General features: G+C 65.7%; 15 protein-coding genes and 1 tRNA gene. 8 read left to right on the plus strand and 8 right to left on the minus strand.

Features of this window, described 5'->3' with window-relative positions; genetic code table 11:
• Positions 1-13: 13 nt before the first annotated feature.
• From V6Z91_RS24165 to V6Z91_RS24175, 3 genes are all read right to left on the minus strand, one after another.
• Positions 14-100 (minus strand) — tRNA-Leu (locus V6Z91_RS24165).
• A gap of 281 nt (positions 101-381) precedes the next feature.
• On the minus strand, positions 382-3,471 hold the full coding sequence (locus V6Z91_RS24170; protein WP_338762229.1) for an efflux RND transporter permease subunit: 3,090 nt from the start codon (positions 3,469-3,471) through the stop codon (positions 382-384).
• Positions 3,468-4,565: an efflux RND transporter periplasmic adaptor subunit gene (locus V6Z91_RS24175; protein WP_338762232.1), complete on the minus strand. Its 1,098-nt coding sequence runs from the start codon at positions 4,563-4,565 to the stop codon at positions 3,468-3,470. Before V6Z91_RS24175 ends, V6Z91_RS24170 begins: the two co-directional genes overlap by 4 nt.
• A gap of 177 nt (positions 4,566-4,742) precedes the next feature.
• Between V6Z91_RS24175 and hpnC the strand changes: the two genes are divergently transcribed.
• From hpnC to V6Z91_RS24205, 6 genes are all read left to right on the plus strand, one after another.
• A complete protein-coding gene (hpnC, locus tag V6Z91_RS24180; RefSeq protein WP_338762235.1) occupies positions 4,743-5,564 on the plus strand; it encodes a squalene synthase HpnC in 822 nt (273 codons plus the stop codon).
• Positions 5,565-5,598: 34 nt separating this feature from the next.
• Positions 5,599-6,432 carry a presqualene diphosphate synthase HpnD gene (gene hpnD / locus V6Z91_RS24185; protein ID WP_338762237.1) on the plus strand — a complete coding sequence of 278 codons (834 nt, stop codon included), beginning with the start codon at positions 5,599-5,601 and terminating at the stop codon, positions 6,430-6,432.
• Positions 6,433-6,437: 5 nt separating this feature from the next.
• The gene (gene hpnE, locus V6Z91_RS24190; RefSeq protein WP_338762239.1) at positions 6,438-7,736 is read left to right on the plus strand and encodes a hydroxysqualene dehydroxylase HpnE; all 1,299 of its coding nucleotides are present in this window, start codon (positions 6,438-6,440) and stop codon (positions 7,734-7,736) included.
• Between the two features lie 233 nt (positions 7,737-7,969).
• Complete coding sequence (locus V6Z91_RS24195; RefSeq protein WP_338762242.1) at positions 7,970-8,749, plus strand: DUF1700 domain-containing protein; 780 nt, start codon at positions 7,970-7,972, stop codon at positions 8,747-8,749.
• Positions 8,749-9,561, plus strand: a complete 813-nt coding sequence (locus V6Z91_RS24200) for a head GIN domain-containing protein (RefSeq protein WP_338762245.1) — start codon at positions 8,749-8,751, stop codon at positions 9,559-9,561. The genes V6Z91_RS24195 and V6Z91_RS24200 overlap by 1 nt, the downstream gene beginning before the upstream one ends.
• A 410-nt stretch (positions 9,562-9,971) precedes the next feature.
• Entirely contained in the window at positions 9,972-11,978 is a 2,007-nt protein-coding gene (locus V6Z91_RS24205) for an ATP-binding protein (RefSeq protein ID WP_338762248.1), read from the plus strand.
• 81 nt (positions 11,979-12,059) lie between these two features.
• Here V6Z91_RS24205 and V6Z91_RS24210 read toward each other — a convergent pair whose 3' ends face one another.
• Both V6Z91_RS24210 and V6Z91_RS24215 read right to left on the minus strand, forming a co-directional pair.
• Positions 12,060-13,649, minus strand: a complete 1,590-nt coding sequence (locus V6Z91_RS24210) for a sensor domain-containing diguanylate cyclase (protein WP_338762251.1) — start codon at positions 13,647-13,649, stop codon at positions 12,060-12,062.
• A gap of 207 nt (positions 13,650-13,856) precedes the next feature.
• Entirely contained in the window at positions 13,857-15,116 is a 1,260-nt protein-coding gene (locus V6Z91_RS24215) for a TIGR03862 family flavoprotein (protein ID WP_338762252.1), read from the minus strand.
• Between the two features lie 57 nt (positions 15,117-15,173).
• On the opposite strand from V6Z91_RS24215, the gene V6Z91_RS24220 reads away from it, so the two are divergent.
• Positions 15,174-15,431, plus strand: a complete 258-nt coding sequence (locus V6Z91_RS24220) for a hypothetical protein (protein WP_338762255.1) — start codon at positions 15,174-15,176, stop codon at positions 15,429-15,431.
• Positions 15,432-15,434: 3 nt separating this feature from the next.
• On the opposite strand, the gene moaD is transcribed toward V6Z91_RS24220, so the two are convergent.
• Genes moaD through thrC form a run of 3 tightly spaced genes read right to left on the minus strand, consistent with a single transcriptional unit; the run spans position 15,435 to position 18,396 of the window.
• Positions 15,435-15,692, minus strand: coding sequence for a molybdopterin converting factor subunit 1 (gene moaD / locus V6Z91_RS24225; RefSeq protein WP_338762257.1), 258 nt, complete (start codon positions 15,690-15,692; stop codon positions 15,435-15,437).
• Between the two features lies 1 nt (position 15,693).
• The gene (gene glp / locus V6Z91_RS24230; RefSeq protein WP_338762260.1) at positions 15,694-16,908 is read right to left on the minus strand and encodes a gephyrin-like molybdotransferase Glp; all 1,215 of its coding nucleotides are present in this window, start codon (positions 16,906-16,908) and stop codon (positions 15,694-15,696) included.
• The gene (gene thrC / locus V6Z91_RS24235; protein ID WP_338762263.1) at positions 16,909-18,396 is read right to left on the minus strand and encodes a threonine synthase; all 1,488 of its coding nucleotides are present in this window, start codon (positions 18,394-18,396) and stop codon (positions 16,909-16,911) included.
• 233 nt (positions 18,397-18,629) lie between these two features.
• Between thrC and V6Z91_RS24240 the strand changes: the two genes are divergently transcribed.
• Positions 18,630-20,765, plus strand: coding sequence for a PQQ-dependent sugar dehydrogenase (locus V6Z91_RS24240; RefSeq protein WP_338762266.1), 2,136 nt, complete (start codon positions 18,630-18,632; stop codon positions 20,763-20,765).
• Positions 20,766-20,794: the final 29 nt, after the last annotated feature.

Here is a 20,794-nt window from a genome sequence, read left to right on the forward strand (position 1 = left end):
ATTATGAATACTGTGGTGCGAGGAGGGGGACTCGAACCCCCACACCATTGCTGGCGTCAGGACCTAAACCTGGTGCGTCTACCAATTTCGCCATCCTCGCGCATGAATTGATGCCTACTTGATGCTTGCCTGGGACCCTCGGAAGACCGCCGCGCGTGGCGCGGCGTCTTTCGGAGGCCCCAATTTGCACAAAAGCAAAGGGCGACCATTAAGTGAAAACGGGTCGCCCTACCCTGCGGATCACAGGGGCTTTCAACTTCAACACGGCATTTTACTGGGTTTTCCAAAAAATGGGGATGGAATTTTGACCTTTAGCCAACTCAACTGGAACTGATCCATTAATAAGCCGGCTTGCAGATCGACCCACCCCCCATTTCATTTTCAGCGGACGGGTTTCCGGACGCGGAACCACGCCGCGTACAGCGCCGGCAGGAACAGCAAGGTCAGCGCCGTCGCCAGCACCAATCCACCCATGATCGCCACCGCCATCGGCCCCCAGAACACCGAGCGTGACAGCGGGATCATCGCCAGCGCCGCGGCGGCGGCCGTCAGCAGGATCGGCCGGCAGCGCCGCACGGCCGATTCCACGATCGCGTCCCACGGCGCCGCGCCCGCCTGGATGTCCTGCTCGATCTGGTCGACGAGGATCACCGAGTTGCGGATGATCATGCCGAACAGCGCGATGATGCCGAGGTTGGCCACGAAACCCAGCGGCCGGCCCAGCAGCAGCAGCGCGAAGGCGGCGCCGGCGACGCCCAGCGGGCCGGTAAGGAACACCAGCAGCGAACGCGAAAAGCTGTGCAGTTGCAGCATCAGCAGCGTGAAGATCAGGAACAGCGCCAACGGCAGGTTCACGGCGATCGATTGCTCGGCTTCGCCCGAATCCGACGCGGCGCCCTTCTCCTCGATCTTGTAGCCGGCCGGCAGCCGGGAGCGCAGGTCGGCCAGATCGGGGTTGATCTGGCCCGATACGGTCGGCCCCTGGATGCCTTCCACGACGTCGGCTTGCACGGTGATGGCCCATTCGCGGCCCAGGCGCCAGACGACGCCCGGCTCCCACACGAAGTGCACGCGCGCCAGCTGCGAGATCGGCACCGACCTGCCGCCTGCCGTGGGGACGTTGGTGTTGTTCAGGATCTCGATGGTCTGGCGCTCCGCCAGGGGCTGCCGCACCTGGATATCGATCAGGCGAATGCCCTCGCGGAACTGGCCGACGACGGTGCCGGACAGGACCGTGTTCGCGACCCGCATCACGGTCTGCGTCGTCACCCCCAGGGCGCGCATGCGATCCTGGTCCAGGTCCAGCCGCAGTACTTTCACCGACTCGTTCCAGTTGTCGTTGACGCCGACCGTGTTCGGGTTGGCGCGCACGATGTCCTTCACCTGGTCGGCGATGGCACGCACTTTCTCGACCTCGGTGCCGGTCACGCGGAACTGCACCGGGTACGGCACCGGCGGTCCGTTCGGCAGCAGTTTCACGCGCCCCCGGACCTCGGGAAAGTCCTCATGAAACACCTGCGTGATCTTCTTTTGCAGCTCGGCGCGCGCCGCCAGGTCCTTGGGCAGCACGACGATCTGCGACACGTTCGATTGCGGGAATATCTGGTCGAGCGGCAGGTAGAAGCGCGGGCTGCCGGTACCGACATAGCTCGTCACCGACACCACGCCCGGCTGCTGGCGGATGAAGGCTTCGAACTTCTTGACCTGCGCCTCGTTGGCGGCGAACGCCGTGCCTTCCGGCGACCACATTTCCACCATCAGTTCCGGGCGCGACGAGTCCGGGAAGAACTGCTTCTCGATGAAATTGAAGCCGTACACGCCCAACGCGAAGACCAGCAGGGTGGCGCCGATCGTCGTCTTGCGCCATTCCACGCACCAGGTCACCACGCGGCGGAATTTCCGGTAACCCGGCGTGTCGAACACATCGTGGCCATGCTCGCCTTCCGCGTGCGGCCGCACCTTCAGCAGCACATAGCCGATGTAGGGCGTGAAGACGACGGCCGCCACCCATGAAGTGATCAGCGCAATGGCGTTCACCGAGAACAGCGAGAACGTGTACTCGCCGGCCGCGGACTTGGCCAGCCCGATCGGCAGGAAGCCGGCAACCGTGATCAGGGTGCCCGTCAGCATCGGGAATGCGGTGGATGTGTACGCGTAGGTGGCCGCCTCCAGCCGCGACAGCCCTTCCTCCATCTTCCGCACCATCATCTCGACGGCGATGATCGCGTCGTCGACCAGGAGACCCAGGGCGATGATCAGCGCGCCCAGCGAGATCTTGTGCAGGTCGATGTTCAGCATGCGCATGAACAGGAACGTCACGGCCAGTACCAGCGGAATGGTCAGCGCCACCACGAGGCCGGGCCGCACGTCCAGCCGCAGCTTCGGCTTGGTGTGCAGGCCCAGCGACACGAAGCTGACGGCCAGCACGATCAGCACGGCCTCGATCAGCGTGTGCACGAATTCGCCCACGGACGCGGTAACGGCCTGCGGCTGGTCCGACACCCGTTCCAGCTCGATGCCGACGGGGAGCTTGCCCTTCAGGTCGGACACCGTCTGTTCGAGCGCCTTGCCCATTTCGATGATGTTGCCGCCCTTTTCCATGGACACGCCCAGGCCGATCACTTCCTTGCCGTTGAAGCGCATCTTGTCGCGCGGCGGGTCCTGGTAGCCGCGCTTCACGGTGGCGAAGTCGCCCAGGCGGAACGTGGTGCCGTTGGCGCGCAGTTCCAGGTTTTCCAGGTCCTCGACCGTCGTCAGCGCGCCGGTCACGCGCACCTGCAGGTTGTCGGTGGGCGTGACCAGCGTGCCGGTCGCCTCGATGGTGTTCTGCGTGGCGATCTGGTTGACGATCTGCTCGAACGGTATGCCCAGCTGGGCGAACTTCTGGTGCGAGAATTCGATGTCGATCTTCTCGTCCTGCACGCCGAACAGCTCGACCTTCGATACCTTGCCCACGCGCAGCAGTTGCTGGCGCACGAAGTCCGCGTAATCCTTCATCTCGGCATAGGTGAAGCCGTCGCCGGAGAGCGCGAAGATGGAGCCGTACGTATCGCCGAATTCATCGTTGAAGGTCGGGCCGATCACGCCCTGCGGCAACGTGCCGGCGATATCGCCCACCTTCTTGCGCACCTGGTACCAGGCATTGCTGGTTTCCTTCGGCGGCGTCGATTCGCGCAGCGACAGGAGGATCAGCGTCTGGCCCGGCTTCGAATAGCTGCTGATCTCGTCGATGTACGGCGTTTCCTGCAGCTTCTTTTCCAGCTTGTCGGTGACCTGGTTCGCCATCTGCAGCGCCGTGGCGCCCGGCCAGAACGCCTGCACGACCATCACCCGGAACGTGAAGGGGGGATCTTCGTCCTGCCCCAGGTTCTTGTAGCTGAGCATGCCGCCGATCAGCATCACGGCGATCAGGTAGCGCGTCAGCGGGATGTGTTCGAGCGCCCACCGCGACAGGTTGAAGCCCCTCATCATGCCCCCTTGGCGGGTGCCGCGGCCTTGGGAACGTCATCTCCCAGGATGCGCACCTTCTGGCCCGGCTTGAGCAGGTGCACGCCTGCCGTCACGACCGTCTGCCCGGGCGCCACGCCGCTGTCCAGGACCAGGTCGTTGCCGTCGGCGGCCGCCACGGTCACGGGCACCAGCCGCACGACGCCCTTTTCCACCACCCACACGGAGGTGGCATTACGTTCATGGAACAGGGCGGAGAGCGGCACCTTGATCTTCGGCTCCCCCTTCGATGCGAATTGCACCACCGCCGTCATGCCCAGCTTGGCCTGGGTCAGCGTCGGCGGCAGCGTTACTTTGAACGCATAGGTGCGGGTGGCGGGGTCGGCCACCGGGGACACCTCGCGGATTTTCGCGGGCACCGCCTCGTCCGGCGCCGCCCACAGCTTGACGTGCACGTCGCTGACCTTGCGCAGCGCGTCGACCCGGTCTTCGGGCACGCCGAATACGACTTCCTTCTCGTCCGTGCGCGCCACCGTAACGACCGGCGCGCCGGCAGCCACCACCTGCCCTGCTTCGGCCGCCACCTGCGTAACGACGCCATCGACGTCCGACACCAGCGTCGCGTAGCCCGCCTGGTTCGACTGTTCGCGATAGCCCGCCTGGGCGGCATCGACCTGGGCCTGGGCGGCGCGCAGGCTCGACTCCTTCTCGTCCAGCACGGCCTGGGCGACGAAGTTCTGCGCGCGCAGTTCACGGTAGCGCTTCACGTCCGCCGCCGCCAGGTCGCGCGTCGTCTCGGCCGCGCGCAGCGTGGCCAGGGCCTGGGCCTGGCCCAGCCTCAGGTCCTGCGGGTCCAGCTGCATCAGGGCCTGGCCCTTGCGTACCACCGTGCCGACATCGACCTTGCGGGTCACGATCTTGCCCGGCACGCGAAAACCCAGCTGCGACTGGTATCGGGCCCGCACCTCGCCGGAAAACTCCGCGTTCACGTCCACGTCGGAACTTTGCAGCACGATCGCGCGCACGGGGCGGATATCCTCCGTCTTTTCCGGCGGCTTGGAGCAGGCGGCCAGCAGCACGGCGGCCGCCGCGATCAGGTAAGGCTTCAGGACTTGCACGATATATTCCTTTACTCTGGTTCGGCTGCAATTGCGGCGGTTACGCCAAGCCACTATGATTGCGGGCGAATTGGAATGACTTTCCGATAATTATTAATATTCGAATAAGCTGAAAATTATAGACGTGGCGCTCCGCTTTGAAAATGACTTTCGCGTCAGTTAGCCACGCGCACTCCTATGGCAGTCGATCACTATGAAAACTTTCCCGTCGCGTCGCTGCTGCTACCACGCCGGCTGGTACCCGCCGTGCAGGCCATCTATGCGTTCGCGCGCGGCGCCGACGACGTTGCCGACGAGGGCGACGCGACACCCGAACAGCGCCTGGCCGCGCTGAGCGAATACGAGGCCGCGCTGGTGCACATCGAACTGGGCGCGCCGCCGGCCGATCCGGTATTCCAGCGCCTGGCTGCGGCGATCGCCGCGCACCAGCTGCCGCTGCGCCCCTTCCACGACCTGCTCTCGGCCTTCCGGCAGGACGTGACGGTAACGCGCTACGCGACCTACGACGAACTGCTCGACTATTGCCGGCGCTCGGCGAACCCGGTGGGCGTGCTGATGCTGCACCTGTACGGCGCCGCGACGCCGGAGAACGTGCGCGACTCGGACGCGATCTGCACCGCGCTCCAGCTGATCAACTTCTGGCAGGACGTGGCGATCGACCAGAACAAGGAGCGCATCTACATTCCGATGGAAGACCTGGCGCGGTTCCTGGTCTCGCCGGCGCACCTGCACGACCCGGCCGGCCACGGCAAGTGGCGCGCGCTGATGCGCTTCGAGGTGGAGCGCACGCGCGCCCTGATGCTGTCCGGCGCGCCGCTGGCGTGGCGCCTGCCGGGCCGCATCGGCCTGGAACTGCGCCTCGTCGTACACGGCGGCCTGCGCATTCTCGAAGCGATCGAGGAAGTCGACTACGACGTGTTCCGGCGCCGACCGGTGCTGCGGCGGGCCGACTGGCTGAAGATTTTCTGGCGCGCTCTGCGGCCCGCGCCGTTAGAATAGCGCCTTCGATCGCGCAATATTGCAAAATAACTACATGTCTCCCGACGATTACTGCCAGCAGAAGGCCGCCGCCAGCGGCTCGAGTTTTTATTACAGTTTCCTGTTCCTGCCTCCGGAACGCCGCCGCGCGATCACGGCGTTGTATGCGTTCTGCCGCGAAGTGGACGACACGGTGGACGAATGTACCGACGAATCGCTGGCGCGCATCAAGCTGGCCTGGTGGCGCAACGAAGTCGGCGCCATGTACGCGGGCAAGCCGACGCACCCCGTCACCAAGGCCCTGCAACCCCACGTCGCGCCGTATGCGCTGGAACAGGAGCACATGCAGGCGATCATCGACGGCATGGAGATGGACCTGAACCAGACCCGCTATCTCGATTACGCCGGCCTGTCCAAGTACTGCTGGCACGTGGCCGGCGTGGTCGGCATCCTGTCCGCCAGCATCTTCGGCGCCACCGATGCGCAGACGCTGCGCTACGCCGAAAAGCTGGGCCACGCATTCCAGCTCACGAACATCATCCGCGACGTGGGCGAGGATGCCCGCAAGGGGCGCATCTACCTGCCGATCAACGAACTGCAGCAGTTCGGCGTGACGGCGGCGGACCTGCTGAACGCCCGCCATACGGATAATTTCACGAAGCTGATGGCTTTCCAGACCGATCGCGCGCAAAAGGCCTACGACGAAGCGTTCGCGCTGCTGCCGAAGGCGGACCGCCGCGCCCAGCGCCCCGGGCTGATCATGGCCGCCATCTATCGCACGCTGCTCGACGAGATCGAGCGCGACGGCTTCCACGTGCTCACGCAGCGCATCTCGCTGACGCCGATCCGCAAGCTGTGGCTGGCCTGGAAGACGTGGGTCCGTGGCTGACACGCATGCGTAGCAGCGTTGCAGTCGTCGGCGGCGGCTGGGCCGGGTGCGCGGCCGCCGTCGAGCTGGCGCGCCGCGGCGCCACCGTCACGCTATTCGAAGCCGCTCGCACGCTCGGGGGCCGGGCCCGCCGCATCGAGGCGGGCGGCCGCACCCTCGACAACGGCCAGCACATCATGCTGGGCGCCTATGCCTCCACGCTGAAGCTGATGCGGATCGTCGGCATCGCGGCGCAGGACGCCGTGCTGTCCGTGCCGCTGCAGATGCGCTACCCGCCCGGCGGCATGGCCTTCGTCGCGCCGCGGCTTCCCGCGCCGCTGCACCTGGCCTTCGCCCTCCTCCGGGCCACGGGACTGGACCGGGAAGACAAGCTGGCCATGGCACGGTTCTCGACGACGGCCCGCTGGATGGGCTGGCGCCTGGACAACGACTGCTCGGTGGCCGAGCTGCTGGAGCGCTTCGACCAGACGCCGCGGCTCGTCAAGCTGATGTGGCGCCCGCTGTGCCTGGCCGCCCTGAACACCCCGCTGGAAACCGCCTCGGCGCAGGTGTTCCTGGCCGTGCTGCGCGACAGCCTGGGCGCGCGGCGCAAGGCCTCCGACATGCTGCTGCCGCGGCACGACCTGTCGGCCCTGTTCCCCGAGGCCGCCGCGCAGTGGTTGCAGGGCCGGGGCGGAAACGTTCGGTTAGGTGCAAAAATCAGCCGGCTCGAGCAGCGCGGCGCGGGCTGGACACTCGACGGCGAAGCCTTCGATGCCCTGGTGCTGGCGGCGTCGCCGGTTGCCACCGCCGCGCTGCTGGCGCCGCTTCCCGAAGCCGCGGCGATCGTGGCGCAGCTGGCCGGGCTCACTTATGAGCCGATCACCACCTGCTACCTCCAGTACGATCAGGGCGTGCGCCTGGGGCAGCCGTTCTACGCATTGGAAGATGAGCCCTCTGCCGGCCGATGGGGCCAGTTCGTGTTCGACCGTGGTCAGCTCGACCCGGCGCAGGCGGGCTTGCTGGCCGTGATCACCAGCGCGTCGGGTGACGCTGCGGCCCTGCCCCAACCGGAGCTGGCGCAGGCGATCGCCGCCCAGCTGGCGCACGCATTCAGCCGCGCCGACCTGGGCGCACCGGCATGGGCCAAGGTCGTCACGGAGAAACGCGCCACCTATGCCTGCACGGCCGGGCTGGCGCGGCCGGGCAATGCCACCCCGCTGCCCGGCCTCGTGCTGGCCGGCGACTACACGGCCGGCGAATATCCGGCCACGCTGGAGATGGCGGTGCGCAGCGGCATGGCCGCGGCGGCCCTGCTGCGCTGACACCCATCTCCCTTGGCTACCGCCTGCTCCTTCTTTTTTGCAGCCTGTCGCAGCACGTTGGCATGTTCCTTGCCGACGCCGTACAGTGGCAGCATCGGAGGACAGGACATGAAGATCACTTTGACAACCATCGCCGTTCTGGCGATCGTGCTGCTAAGCGCGGCGGCGATCGTTCAGATCGAGGCGGACGGCCACCCCGTCGCGCTGCAGCTGGCGATGCACTAGGAACACCAATGGGCAAGCAGGAATACCTGGACGCGCTGAAGAAGGCCATGACCGGCCTGCCGCCCGAAACGGCGGCCAAGACCCTGGCCTATTACGAGCAGCGCTTCATCGACGGGCTGGTGGCCGGCCGCGGCGAGGCGGAAATCGCCGCCGAGCTCGACGACCCGCGCAAGATCGCGATGACGCTGCGCGCCAACGTGCACCTGCAATCGTTCGAGCAAAGGAAAACCCCGGCCAGCTTCGGCCGCATGCTGCTGTCGTTCGCAGGCCTGGCCGTGTTCAATCTGTTCATGGTGGTCCCCGCGGCCGTATTCGCGGCACTGCTGTTGGCCGTCTACCTGTGCTCGTTCACATTCTACGTGAGCGGCATCGCCGTAACGGCCAGCGGGCTGGCCGGCGCCAACGAAATGATCCTGCCGGGGCCCCTGCACCACGTGATGGATGGGGACGACGAAGCGCGCGGCGAACGCCTGCAAACGCGCGTGTCGATCGGCGAGCGCGGCATCGAAGTGACCCAGCAGCGCCCCGCCGACCTGCAGGAAGAGCTGGACGAGGAATCGAGCCGCTCCGGCCGCCTGCTGGACAATGCCGAGGCGATGGCCGACGGCCGCGTGCGCATCAGCGTCGGCCCCGAGGGAGCCTCGCGCGCCACGCAAACCCTCATTGGCTTCGGCCTGGTCCTGGGCGGCATCGCCCTGTTCCTGCTTTCGCTCGTGATCACGCGTTACACGGCCATCGGCCTGCGCCGCTACGTGCAGATGAATGCCGCCCTGCTGAGGGGGCACTGATGCGTATCCGCACCCTCGTCAAGGTCGCCCTGTCGCTGTTCGTCCTGGCGCTGGCGCTGATCGGCGTGTCGTACAGCATGCTGCGCGCGCAGGGCGTGGCCAATCCATCGACGACTGCCGGCCGCGTCACGCGCACCGAAGTGCGCGAGATCGGCCACGGCATCACGGCCATCGACCTGCAAGGGCCGATCGACCTGACGCTGCGGCAAGGCGACACGCCATCGCTGAAGGTGCGCGGCGAACAGCGCCTGCTCGGCAATGTGGAAACGACGCAGGAAGACGGCACGCTGCGGATCGCCACCACCGGCATGCTGTTCCACCACAAGCGCCCGCTGCAGGTGGAAGCCGTGCTGCCCTCGCTGCAAACGGTGGAGATCCGCGGCAGTGGCGACAGCACGATTTCCGGCTTTTCCGGCGAACGCCTGGCGATCACGCTGAACGGCTCCGGCGAGCTGTCGTTCTCCGGCCGCTACCGGCACGTGAAGGCCGCCGTGCACGGCAGCGGCGGGCTCGATCTCAAATCGGGCAGCGGCGAGGACGTGCAACTGGCCCTGTACGGCTCGGGGTCGATCGACGCGTCCGGCACCTGCAAGGCACTGGACACCGAATTGACGGGGTCCGGAACCATCGACGCGCAGCACATGGCATCCGATGCCGTATCGGTGGCCGTGAAGGGTTCCGGCACCACCGACGTGTTTGCGCGCGAATCGGCGTCCATTGCCGTGGCGGGCAGCGGCGATGTGACGGTGTATGGGAATCCGGATCAGCGCAGCGTGAGCCGGACGGGGTCGGGGGATGTGAGTTTCGAGTGAGGCAGCGGTACGGCACGGGGGCACGAGCGTGCCAATCAAGGCAACCTTCGAACAGCCGCCGTGCCGAGCAGTCGGGTTCCGGCCGGCATGCCTGGCAACAGCCGTGGTGTACGCTGGCCGCGTCAGTGCTCGCTCGAGCACACATGATTTCGTCAATCTCATCGAAGCGATGCAGGAAAGTCTCCTGGACGATACCAGGGCGACTTGTCGCTAACGCACCCAGGCTCGCCGGGCTCTTGTTCCTCAGTTACTTCAGTCATCCGTGCCCAAGTTGCCGTTGCTGCGGCACGACCAATGGTGAGCCGTGATGGAAGCCGCCAATGCGACGATGATACCGGGCCGGCTCTCCCGTCTGTGCGACGGAGCGTCGCGAAATCATCAAGAATGCACATTTCTCAGCGCTGGCGATCATGATTCCCGATATTTCATTCAATGCCGCATTCCACGCGTCCCCGATTGGACAATATCTGCTGGCGCCGACCGACAAGTTGGAGATCTTGGCGGTGAACGATGCCTTCTTGCATGCAGTATCGCGGCGGCGCGAAGAGGTGCTAGGCACCCCGCTGTTCGAAGCGTTTGGCAGCGATCCGGATGACCCGGACAACACGGGGGTGCGTGACCTCGATCGCTCGATCCGGACCGCCATCGCAACTGGGCAGTCGCAGAAGATGCCCGTGCAGCGCTATCCCATCAAGATGCACAAGGACGGCCAAAGCTGGTTTGAAGACATGTACTGGAGTGCAACGAATACCCCGGTGTACGACAGGGAAGGCGGTCTGCTGTGCATTTCCCATACGACGATCGATATCACGGCCCAAGTGCTGGCAGAAAAGGCGCTGCGGGTGAGCCGCGAGGAAGCGGTGCGCCATGCGCACAGCGCAGAGGCGGAACGGGCGTATCTTGCCGGCGTGTTGCAAGCCGCGCCCATGGGTGTGATCGTTGTCGATAAGACCATGACCGTGCGACACCGCAATTCCGCGCACATGAAACTGTTCGGCGAGGCAATACCGCGGTCATCTGGCAAAATCGACTTCGAGCGCTGGAACGGCTGGTTTATCGATGGGGATCGGGCGGGTTGCAAACTCATGGCGCATGAGTGGCCATTGCACCGCGCTTGTGGCGGCGAAACCGTCGACCGTTGTATGCTGGAAGTGGAGGCATTTCTCCCGGAAGCACCGCGGCGGATGATGATGGTATCGGCCGCGCCCATCGGCGATGGCACCGATGTCCTGGGCGCCGTGGCGGTATCGGTGGATATCGCGCAGCGCGTGCGGGCGGAGCAGGCCCTCAAGGAGGCAGATCAACGCAAGGACGAGTTCCTGGCGATGCTCGCTCATGAGTTACGCAATCCATTGGCACCGATCGGTTCCGCTGCCGCTCTGTTGGCACTTGATGGGACCAATATCGATCACGTGAAACGATCGAGTTCCGTCATCAGGCGCCAGGTGCAGCATATGACGGCGTTGATCGACGAATTGCTGGATGTCGCCCGTGTAACCCGAGGTTTGATCAAGCTCGACAAGACTGTGCTCGACGCCAAGCAAGTCGTCGCGGAGGCATTGGAGCAAGTACGGCCCATTATCGAAAGTCGCAACCATACCCTGCAGGTCAGCCAGCCGCCACTGTCCGCGTTTGTCAGAGGGGACCAGAAGCGGCTGGTGCAGGTGATCGCCAATCTTCTCAATAACGCAGCCAAGTTTACCCCGGAAGGTGGAATCATCCGGGTTGAGCTGGCGATCGACCGCCAACACGTGCGCGTGACAGTGCAGGACAACGGCGTGGGAATGTCCCGCAGCCTGATCGACAAGGCATTCGAGCTATTCACGCAGGCCGAACGTACTTCCGATCGCTCGCAAGGTGGGCTCGGCATCGGCTTGGCATTGGTGCGCAGTCTTGTTGAGCTGCACGACGGTGTCGTCTTCGCCGAAAGTGACGGCGCGGACCAAGGAGCCCGCTTTACAGTCTGCCTGCCCAGGCTTGAAGCCGACCATTCGCCGGTCCGAGAGGCGAAAACGATCTACCGGCAGCCAGATGCCGTTGGACTCCGGGTGCTCATGGTGGACGATAATATTGACGCCCTGGATGTGCTGGAGATGCTTCTGACCTCCATGGGCCATGAGGTGGCCAGCACGCCGCACTCGACGGAAGCAATGGAACAGGCGCATGCTTTCGAGCCACAGGTGTGCCTGCTCGATATAGGATTGCCCCACATCGATGGCCTGACATTGGCGGGCATGCTGCGCAAGGACCCGTTGACGCGCGATACCACCCTCATCGCCATGTCCGGGTATGGACAGGACACGGACCGCGCTGCCGCGCGATCCGCCGGATTCGACTACTATTTCGTCAAGCCGGTGGACGCCGGCGAACTTGCCGCGCTGTTGCGTCAGATTGGGCAACAGCACAGTGCGGCTTAAGCCGATTGACGAAGGTCGCTCGCCCAATGTGCGAAAGAGCCCCAGGAACCGGGCATCACCGTCCCACATCGCGCTAACGCCCTAGTGATCGACGCCGCACGCCTTCGCGACGATTCCATCGACGGCAAAGCCATTCCTGCCTGCGGCCTTGGCGACATACAGGGCCTGGTCTGCGCATTTCAGCAGGCTTTCGCGGGTGCTGCCGGCACTGCCGAAGGCCAGGCCCACGCTGGTGGTGAGCCGCAACCCGCCAGGTATGATATCGAATGGCGGATGCATGGCATCGACGATCTTTCCACCCAGCGCCGGCAATTCATCCACGGCATACAGGCTCTCGAAGACCACCACGAACTCATCGCCCGCATAACGCGCCACCAGGTCGGTGGCCCGGACGGCGAGCTTGAGCCTCCTGGCGAATTCGACCAGTACGGCATCGCCGACGCCATGGCCGTGGGTGTCGTTGATCTGCTTGAAATGGTCGATGTCGAGAAACGCCACCCCTATCCCGGTACGGGACCGGACCTGGCGCATCAACGCCTTGTCCAACTCGCATTCCATCATGCGACGGTTGCACAGGCCGGTCAGCGAGTCGGTGCTGGCCAGTCGTGCCGATTCGGCTTCCGCCTTGGCCCGCTCTTCCGTCAGTGCGTGGATGGCCCGGCTCAGGGCGCCCACCTCGTCCCGGCGGGTCAGGTCGATACTGTCGATGCCGGCATCGCCGCGCCGGATGCTCGCGACCTGGCGGCGCAAGGTCTCCAGGGGATGCAGCAAGACCACGATCGCGAGCAGTCCCAACAGTCCGGCGACGGCCGCGGCGATGCCGGTGCGCAGCAGCGCGCGCTGCCGCATTGCCACCAGTGGCGCGAATGCTTCCGCTGTCGGGTAGACGATGCCGACGATCCAGTCGGCGGTGGCCAGCCGGCGGTAGCCGATCAGCGAATTCACGCCTGCCTTGTTCTTCGCGATGACCCAGCCACTCATTCCCGCGAGCGCCTGCCGGGTTGACGGCACGATGCCGCCATCTTCCTCGGCGACATTGCGCAACAGGCGGCGGGCGTTCGGATGGTGGAGGATGATACCCTCCGTCGTCACCACGAACATGTAGCCGTGCCGGCCCGGCGTGAGGCGGTCCAGGTGGCGGAAGAACTCGGCCTGCGACAGGTCGATGGAAGCGGCCAGCACGCACTGGAGGGTCCCCGCCGCATTGAAGACGGGCTCAGTCAGCAGCACGACAGGCTTCCCCGACAGCGCACTGCGCAGTGGCCGCGACAACAATCCCCTGCGCGTGGCCACGGTTTGCTGGAAGTATTCGCGGGCCGCCAAGGTGGTCTGTCCGGCGGCTGCCCCGCCGGACAGACTGGTCATCAGCGTGCCCTTGGCATCGATCGCCACGGTATTGAAGAACTGCTGGTCCAGCGACGGCATCTGTTCCAGGTGGCGGCGTACCGCCTCGGGACGAAACACCTGGGCGGCGCGCATGCCTTCGGCCGTCACGCGCAGTACCGCACGCTTCGATTGCAGGTCCTGTTCCATTTGTGCTGCCGCGCTGGACAACAGCGCATATTCACGGTCGCCGACCAGCCGGGTCATGTCGCGCTCGACGATGTTGACGGCATAGATGGACAGCAGGATGCCGGACGAGAATACCAGCGCGCAGACAATGACTGTCATCCGCGCCTTGAGCGTACCGAATGGATGGATTCTTTTCATGGCGTGCCCGGTCGTTGGACGGAGTCTAGCACGCGGTCCATGGTACGTATCATCCTGCACGCTACCGTACCATGGACGGGCCGGCAGGCGGACGCGCCCGCGCACGGGGCGAACACCCCTGTGGCAGGGGGAGAATGGGGCCTCACCGTTCCTGGTCGAGTGCTGCCCTCACGTAGCCTGTTGCCGGGAAAGCCAGGACAGGACGTCCCGCCCGGCGATCACCCCGCTTGCCATGCAAGCCGTCAACAGATATCCGCCGGTCGGCGCCTCCCAGTCGACCATCTCGCCCGCCACGAACACGCCGGGCACGGCACGCAACATCGCGCCCTCGAGCGCCTCGAACATTACCCCGCCGGCGCTGCTGATCGCTTCGTCGATCGGCCGCGGCGCCCGCAAGGTCAGCGGCAGAGCCTTCAAGGCACGGGCCAGCGTGGCCGGATCGGCATACTGTTCCTTGCTCAGGCATTCGTGCAGCAGCCCTGCTTTCACGCCCCTGATTCCGAGACGCCCTTGCAGGTGGCTCGACAGCGAGCGCGAGCCGCGCGGCCGTGTCACTTCGGCCAGCACACGCTCGGCGGTCAGGTCGGGCAGCAGGTCGATTTCGATGACGGCGCTGCCGTGCGCGGCGATCTGGTCGCGCACCGGTGCGGACAAGGCATAGATCAGGCTGCCCTCGACCCCGGTCGCCGTCACCACGAACTGCCCCTGCCGCCGTACCCGCTGGCCCGCGCCGTCGATCCACGTCGCGGCCGCGGTCGTCAGCGGTTGCCCCGCGTACCGCCCCGCGAACAGCGCACTCCAGGCCACGTCAAAGCCGCAATTGGACGGCTGGAGCGGCGCCACCGGGATGCCCCGCCCGGCCAGCAGCGGCACCCACGCGCCATCGGAACCCAGCCGTGCCCAGCTCGCGCCGCCCAGGGCAAGGACGGTCGCTTCGGCTTCCACGAGCACTTCACCCTCAGGTGTCGCGAACCGCAGGGTATCGCCGGTCCATCCGGTCCAGCGGTGCCGCTGGTGGAAATGCACGCCGGCTTCGCGCAGCCGGTGCAGCCAGGCGCGCAGCAGCGGCGCGGCCTTCATTTCGGTCGGGAACACCCGGCCGGAAGTGCCGACGAACGTGTCGATACCCAGCCCGTGGACCCAGGCGCGCACGGCGTCCGGGCCGAATGCGTCGAGCATGGGCCGCAGCGCGGCGGCGCGGGAGCCGTAGCGCGTGACGAACTGTTCGTAGGGTTCGGCGTGCGTGATGTTCATGCCGCCGCGGCCGGCCAGCAGGAACTTGCGGCCGACCGAAGGCATCGCATCGTACAGGTGGATGTCGAAGGCGCCGGCGCGGGCGAGCGTTTCGGCGGCCATCAGGCCGGCCGGGCCGCCGCCGACGATCGCGACGCGCGGGCGGGCGACGGGGGAAGAAGCTGGGGTCATCATGAGGAGCGAGATTGTAGTGCAAAACGCGCCGCGCCCCGGCATACTGGCAGAAAATCCATGCTGGAGGAAACGATGGGCACGCTCTTCTGGATCAAACGCTACCTGCTCGCGGCCGTGCCGCTGTTCGCCATCCTGGTCGCCGTCGAGTGGGCGAAAGGCACGACGGCGCCGGCCGACATTGGCAGCGCCGCCATCTGGGCCGCGGTGGCCGCGGCGATCTTCACGGGCGCGGCGTGGAACCGCTATCGCAAGGCCCTCGCCTGCCCCGCCTGCGACGCGGCGTTACCGAAACGGACGCCCGGCAAGAAACGATAAAGCTCAGCCGCCTGTCACGGGAGGAAAGAACGCCACTTCGGCGTTCTCGGCAAGCGGTGCCGAGGCATCGCACATCTGCTGATTGCAGGCCATGCGCAGCGCGCGGCCTTCGCCCAGCGCTTCGGCCCAGGCGCCGCCGCGCGCCACCAGCAGTGTGCGCAAGGCACCCACCGTGGGCACGTCGGCCGGGACGTCGAGGCTTTCGCCGGACGTGCCCAGCTTTTCACGCACGCTGGCAAAGAATTTCAGGTTGATTCGCATATCAGTACAGCAGTTCGGTGAATGGAATGAAGCGCACGGTGTCGCCGGCGCGGATCGGCTGGTTCGCGGGATTGTCGATCAGCCCGTCGCCCCACACGGTGGACGTCAGCACCCCCGAACCCTGATTCGGGAACAGATCGAGCCCGCCGTTCGCGTTCATCCGCGCGCGTAAAAATTCGTTGCGGCGGTCGCCCTTCCAGTCGAAGTCGGCGCGCAGCGGGAAAGCCAGCGGCTCGCGTATGGTGGACGCGCCCTGCAACTTCAGCAGGAACGGGCGCACGAACAGCAGGAACGTCACGAAGCTCGACACGGGGTTGCCCGGCAGGCCGATGAAGAACGCCTTGCCCACTTCGCCGAAGGCCAGCGGCTTGCCCGGCTTGATGGCGATCTGCCACATATCGAGCTTGCCTTCGGCTTCCACGGCCGGCTTCACGTGGTCTTCCTCGCCGACGGATACCCCGCCGGACGTGATGATCAGGTCACTGCCCTCGGCCGCCTGGCGCAGCACCGCGCGGGTCGCCGCCAGGCTGTCCGGCACGATGCCGAAGTCGGCCACTTCGCAGCCGAGGTTTTCCAGCAGCGCACGCAAGGCAAAACGGTTCGAGTTGTAGATGCCGCCCGGCTCCAGCGGTTCGCCCGGCATCGTCAGCTCGTCGCCGGTGAAGAACACGGCCACGCGCACGCGGCGCAAGAGCGGCAGGCTGGCCAGGCCGATCGAGGCAGCCAGGCCGAGTTCCTGGCTGCGCAGGCGGGTGCCGGCGGGCAGGATCACGTTGCCGCTCCGGATATCTTCGCCGGCGCGGCGCACCCACTCGCCGGGCTTGGGCCCATGCCGGATCGTGACGGCGTCGCCATCGGCCTCGCATTGCTCCTGCATCACCACCGCGTCGGCGCCTTCGGGGATGAAGGCGCCGGTGAAGATGCGCGCGGCGGTGCCGGGCTGCAACGGCTCGCCCACGTGGCCGGCCGGAATGCGCTGCGAGACTGGCAGAGTCGCCGCGCCACTCGTGCACTCGGCGGCACGCACGGCATAGCCATCCATCTGCGTATTGTCCTGCGCCGGCACGTCGATGTCGGACACGCAGTCGGCGCCCAGCACGCGGCCGTTCGACGCCAAAGTGGGCACCAGTTCGATGTCCGTCACGGGGCGGCACGCGGCCAGCAGGAAGTCCAGTGCTTCCTGCCGCGACAGCATCGGCTTGCGCGCGAGCGTCATTTACAGCCCCGTGTTCGCCGCGATGTACGCCTTCATCTTGTCGACGTCCGGCGGCATCACCGTGTATTTCTGCGGCAGCGATTCGATATCCTCGAAGCCCGCCGGGCGCTCCGCATCCTCGCCCAGCGCTTCCAGGATCGTTTCGTTGAACTTGGCGGCCAGCGCCGTTTCGAGCACGATCATCGGCACGCCTTCTTCCAGGTGTTCCTTGGCGACCTTGATGCCGTCGGCCGTGTGCGTGTCGATGACGATGCCGTAATCGTCGGCCACGTCGCGGATCGTCTGCAGCCGGTCGGCATGCGTGGATTTGCCGGACAGGAAGCCGTACTGGGAAACCTTGCCGAATTCGTCGCCGTCGCTGCCATCGCCGCCGGACAGGTCGAAACCGCCGTCGCTCTCCACCTTCGTGAACAGCGCTTTCACGCGGGCCGGGTCGCGGCCAACCAGGTCGTACACGAAGCGTTCGAAGTTCGAGGCCTTGCTGATGTCCATCGACGGGCTGCTCGTGTGATAGGTTTCGGCGGACTTGCGCACGCGGTAGATACCGGTGCGGAAGAATTCATCCAGCACGTCGTTCTCGTTGGTGGCGACCACCAGCTTGTCGATGGGCAGGCCCATCATGCGAGCGATGTGGCCCGCGCAGATATTGCCGAAGTTCCCGGACGGTACCGTGAACGACACCTTCTGGTCGTTCGACGTGGTAGCGGCCAGATAGCCGCGGAAGTAGTACACCACCTGCGCCACGACACGGGCCCAGTTGATGGAGTTGACGGTGCCGATCTTGTGGCGCGCCTTGAATTCCAGGTCGTTCGACACGGCCTTCACCATGTCCTGGCAATCGTCGAACACGCCTTCGACGGCGATGTTCAGGATGTTCGGGTCCTGCAGGCTGAACATCTGCGCGGTCTGGAAAGCGCTCATCTTCTTGTGCGGCGACAGCATGAACACGCGGATGCCGCGCTTGCCGCGCATCGCGTATTCGGCGGCGCTGCCGGTGTCGCCCGACGTGGCCCCGAAGATGTTCAGCTGTGCATCCTGCCTGGCCAGCGCGTATTCGAACAGGTTGCCCAGCAATTGCATCGCCATGTCCTTGAACGCCAGCGTGGGGCCGTTCGACAGCGCCTGCAGGATCAGCTTCTTGCCGCCCTGCTCTTCCAGCACGCGCAGCGGCGTGATGTCCGCCGCGTTTTCGCCCGCGCGCGCATTGCGGTATACGTCGGCCGTGTAGGTCTTTTGCGTGAGCGCCTTCAGATCGGCTTCCGGAATATCCGTCGCGAATTTCTTCAGGATCTCGAAGGCCAGGTCGGCATACGACAGCTTGCGCCACGCATCGAGCTCGGAGAGCGTCACCCGCGGATATTCGGTGGGCAGGTACAAGCCGCCGTCGGGGGCCAGGCCGCCCAGGAGAATGTCGGAAAAGTGTGCGGGAGCTGCCTGGGAAGACGCTGCGGCGGCCGAGGTGGCGGCGCGGGTGGACACATATTGCATGGTTCTGGTAATCCGGTTGTGCACAGAAGAGGGATCCCTATTATAGTGCGGCCGCAGTTTCTTTGCGAAATTTGCCAGCTTTTCGAATTTTATGTTGTACAAGCGGGCGCCACGGAAACAGCGCCCGCGGTAGCATGGTCAATGGCCCCGCTGCGGCTCTCTGACCTGCTTTATGTCCTGCTCTGCGCCGATATCCCCGGGCATGTCGTACTCGCTGTCCACAGGAGAGTCGCGTGAAATTCCTTCCCAATGGCCTGCTTTCGCCTTGCGCGCCCAGGCTTTCCCATCTTGTGCAGCGCCGCCGCCTTGCCGGCCGCCGGCCTGCACGCCTTGCCGCGGTACTTGCGATCGCCGGCATGGGTTCACTCGGCACCGGCGCAGTCCAGGCGGCCGACTCGTCGACCCTCGTGAGCGCCGATTCGGGCCGCTGCCTGGACATCACCAGGGCAAGCCAGGTGCCGGCTACTCCCGCCATCATCTACGATTGCCACGGCCTGGCCAACCAGCAGTGGGAATTTTCCGCCGCCGGTGAACTGCGCACGTTCGGCGGCGCGCGCTGCCTCGACATCCGCGGCGGCAGCACCCTGCCGCGAGCGATCGTGCAATCCTATCCCTGCCATGGTGGAGCCAACCAGAAATGGACGCCGAGGGCGGACGGCACGATCATCAATCCGGCGTCGGGTCTTTGCCTGACCGTGAGAGGCGGCGAAACCGACAACGCTACCGGCATCGATACCTGGTACTGCGAGGGTACCCTGCACCAGCAATGGTCCAGGGGTGAAGCGCCGCCTGGGGACGATACGCAGGCGCCGACGGCGCCGGGCGGGCTGCGGATCAGCGCCCTGGCGTGCCGTTCGGCCACGCTCGCGTGGGAGGCATCGACCGACGATGTCGGTGTCGCCTATTACGATATCTACCGCGACGGGCAGGCGCTCGGCACCGTCAACGGCAGCGTGCTCTCGGCCAGGATCACGTTGACGCCGGGCGCGAGCTGGGGCCTGTACGTCAACGCGCGGGACGCGGCAGGCAACGTGTCGCAGGCGAGTACCTCGCTGCACGTCGACGTGCCGCAGTGCGAGGCGGACACCCAGCCTCCTTCCGTCCCCACCAACTTGCGGGGATCTGTCGCCGGCACCACGGTGAGCCTGAACTGGAATGCCGCCACCGACAATGTCGGCGTCGCGGCCTATGTCATCTATCGCAACAACGCCCACGTCGGCACGGCGACCACGCTCGGGTTCACCGACTCGGGGCTCGCCGCCAACACCACGTACCAGTACACGCTCGCCGCGCGCGACGCACAAGGCAATGTCTCGCCGCGCAGCGCGGTCTTGTCGCTGACCTCGGGCAGCGCATGCAGCGACGTGATCTGCGCGACGGCGAAGGTGGCGGACGAGACCGATATCCCCTGGGGCCTGGTGGCCCTGCCGGACGGCACGGTGCTCTACAGCCGCCGCGACGCGCACGACATCATCCTGCTCAATCCGGCGACCGGCGCGAAAAGGACTGTCGGTACGATCCCGAACGTGCGAGGCACCGATGGCGAGGGCGGCCTGCTCGGCCTGGCCATACCGCCCGGCTTCCCGAGCAGCAATCCCTGGCTGTACATCTATCATACGAGCCAGACGGACAACCGCATCGTGCGCGTGCGCTACCAGGGCGGCATGCTGGACACCGCGTCGCTCGAGGTGCTGCTGTCCGGCATTGGGCGCAACAAGTTCCACAACGGCGGGCGCCTGCGCTTCGGGCCGGACGGCAAGCTGTACGCCACGACCGGCGATGCCCAGAGCGGCTACCGTGCGCAGGACGTGCGCCATCTCTCCGGCAAGATCCTGCGGCTCAATGCCAACGGCACGCCGCCGCCCGACAATCCATTCGGTAATTATGTGTGGAGCTATGGCCACCGCAATCCCCAGGGCCTGGCATTCGACGCGCTCGGCCGCCTGTGGTCGCAGGAATTCGGCGACTCCCAGGACGAAACGAACCTGATCGTCAAGGGCGGCAACTATGGCTGGCCCAACTGCGAAGGTGTCATCAACCGGTCCGGGACCGGCTGCTCGACGACAGGCTATATCGCGCCGAAAGCCACCTATCGCAATACGGAAGCGTCGTGCAGCGGCATCGCCATCATCCGCCAATCGCTGTACATTGCCTGCCTGGCCGGCAAGCGCCTGTATCGCAGCGAGATCAGCGGCAGCAGCCTCGTCAACACGCGGCAGTTCCTGGTCGGCACCTACGACCGGCTGCGCACGGTGGAGCCGACGATCGACGGCAACCTGTGGATGGCGACCAGCGATGCCGCGGGAGACAAGGACAGCACCCCGAACAATACCGACACCGCGATCTACAAGGTAACGCTGAAGCCCTGACCGGCGGGGCATCCTTCCATGATGCCGCC

This window comes from Massilia sp. METH4, from assembly GCF_037094685.1.
In the GTDB taxonomy this organism is placed as follows: domain Bacteria; phylum Pseudomonadota; class Gammaproteobacteria; order Burkholderiales; family Burkholderiaceae_D; genus Rugamonas.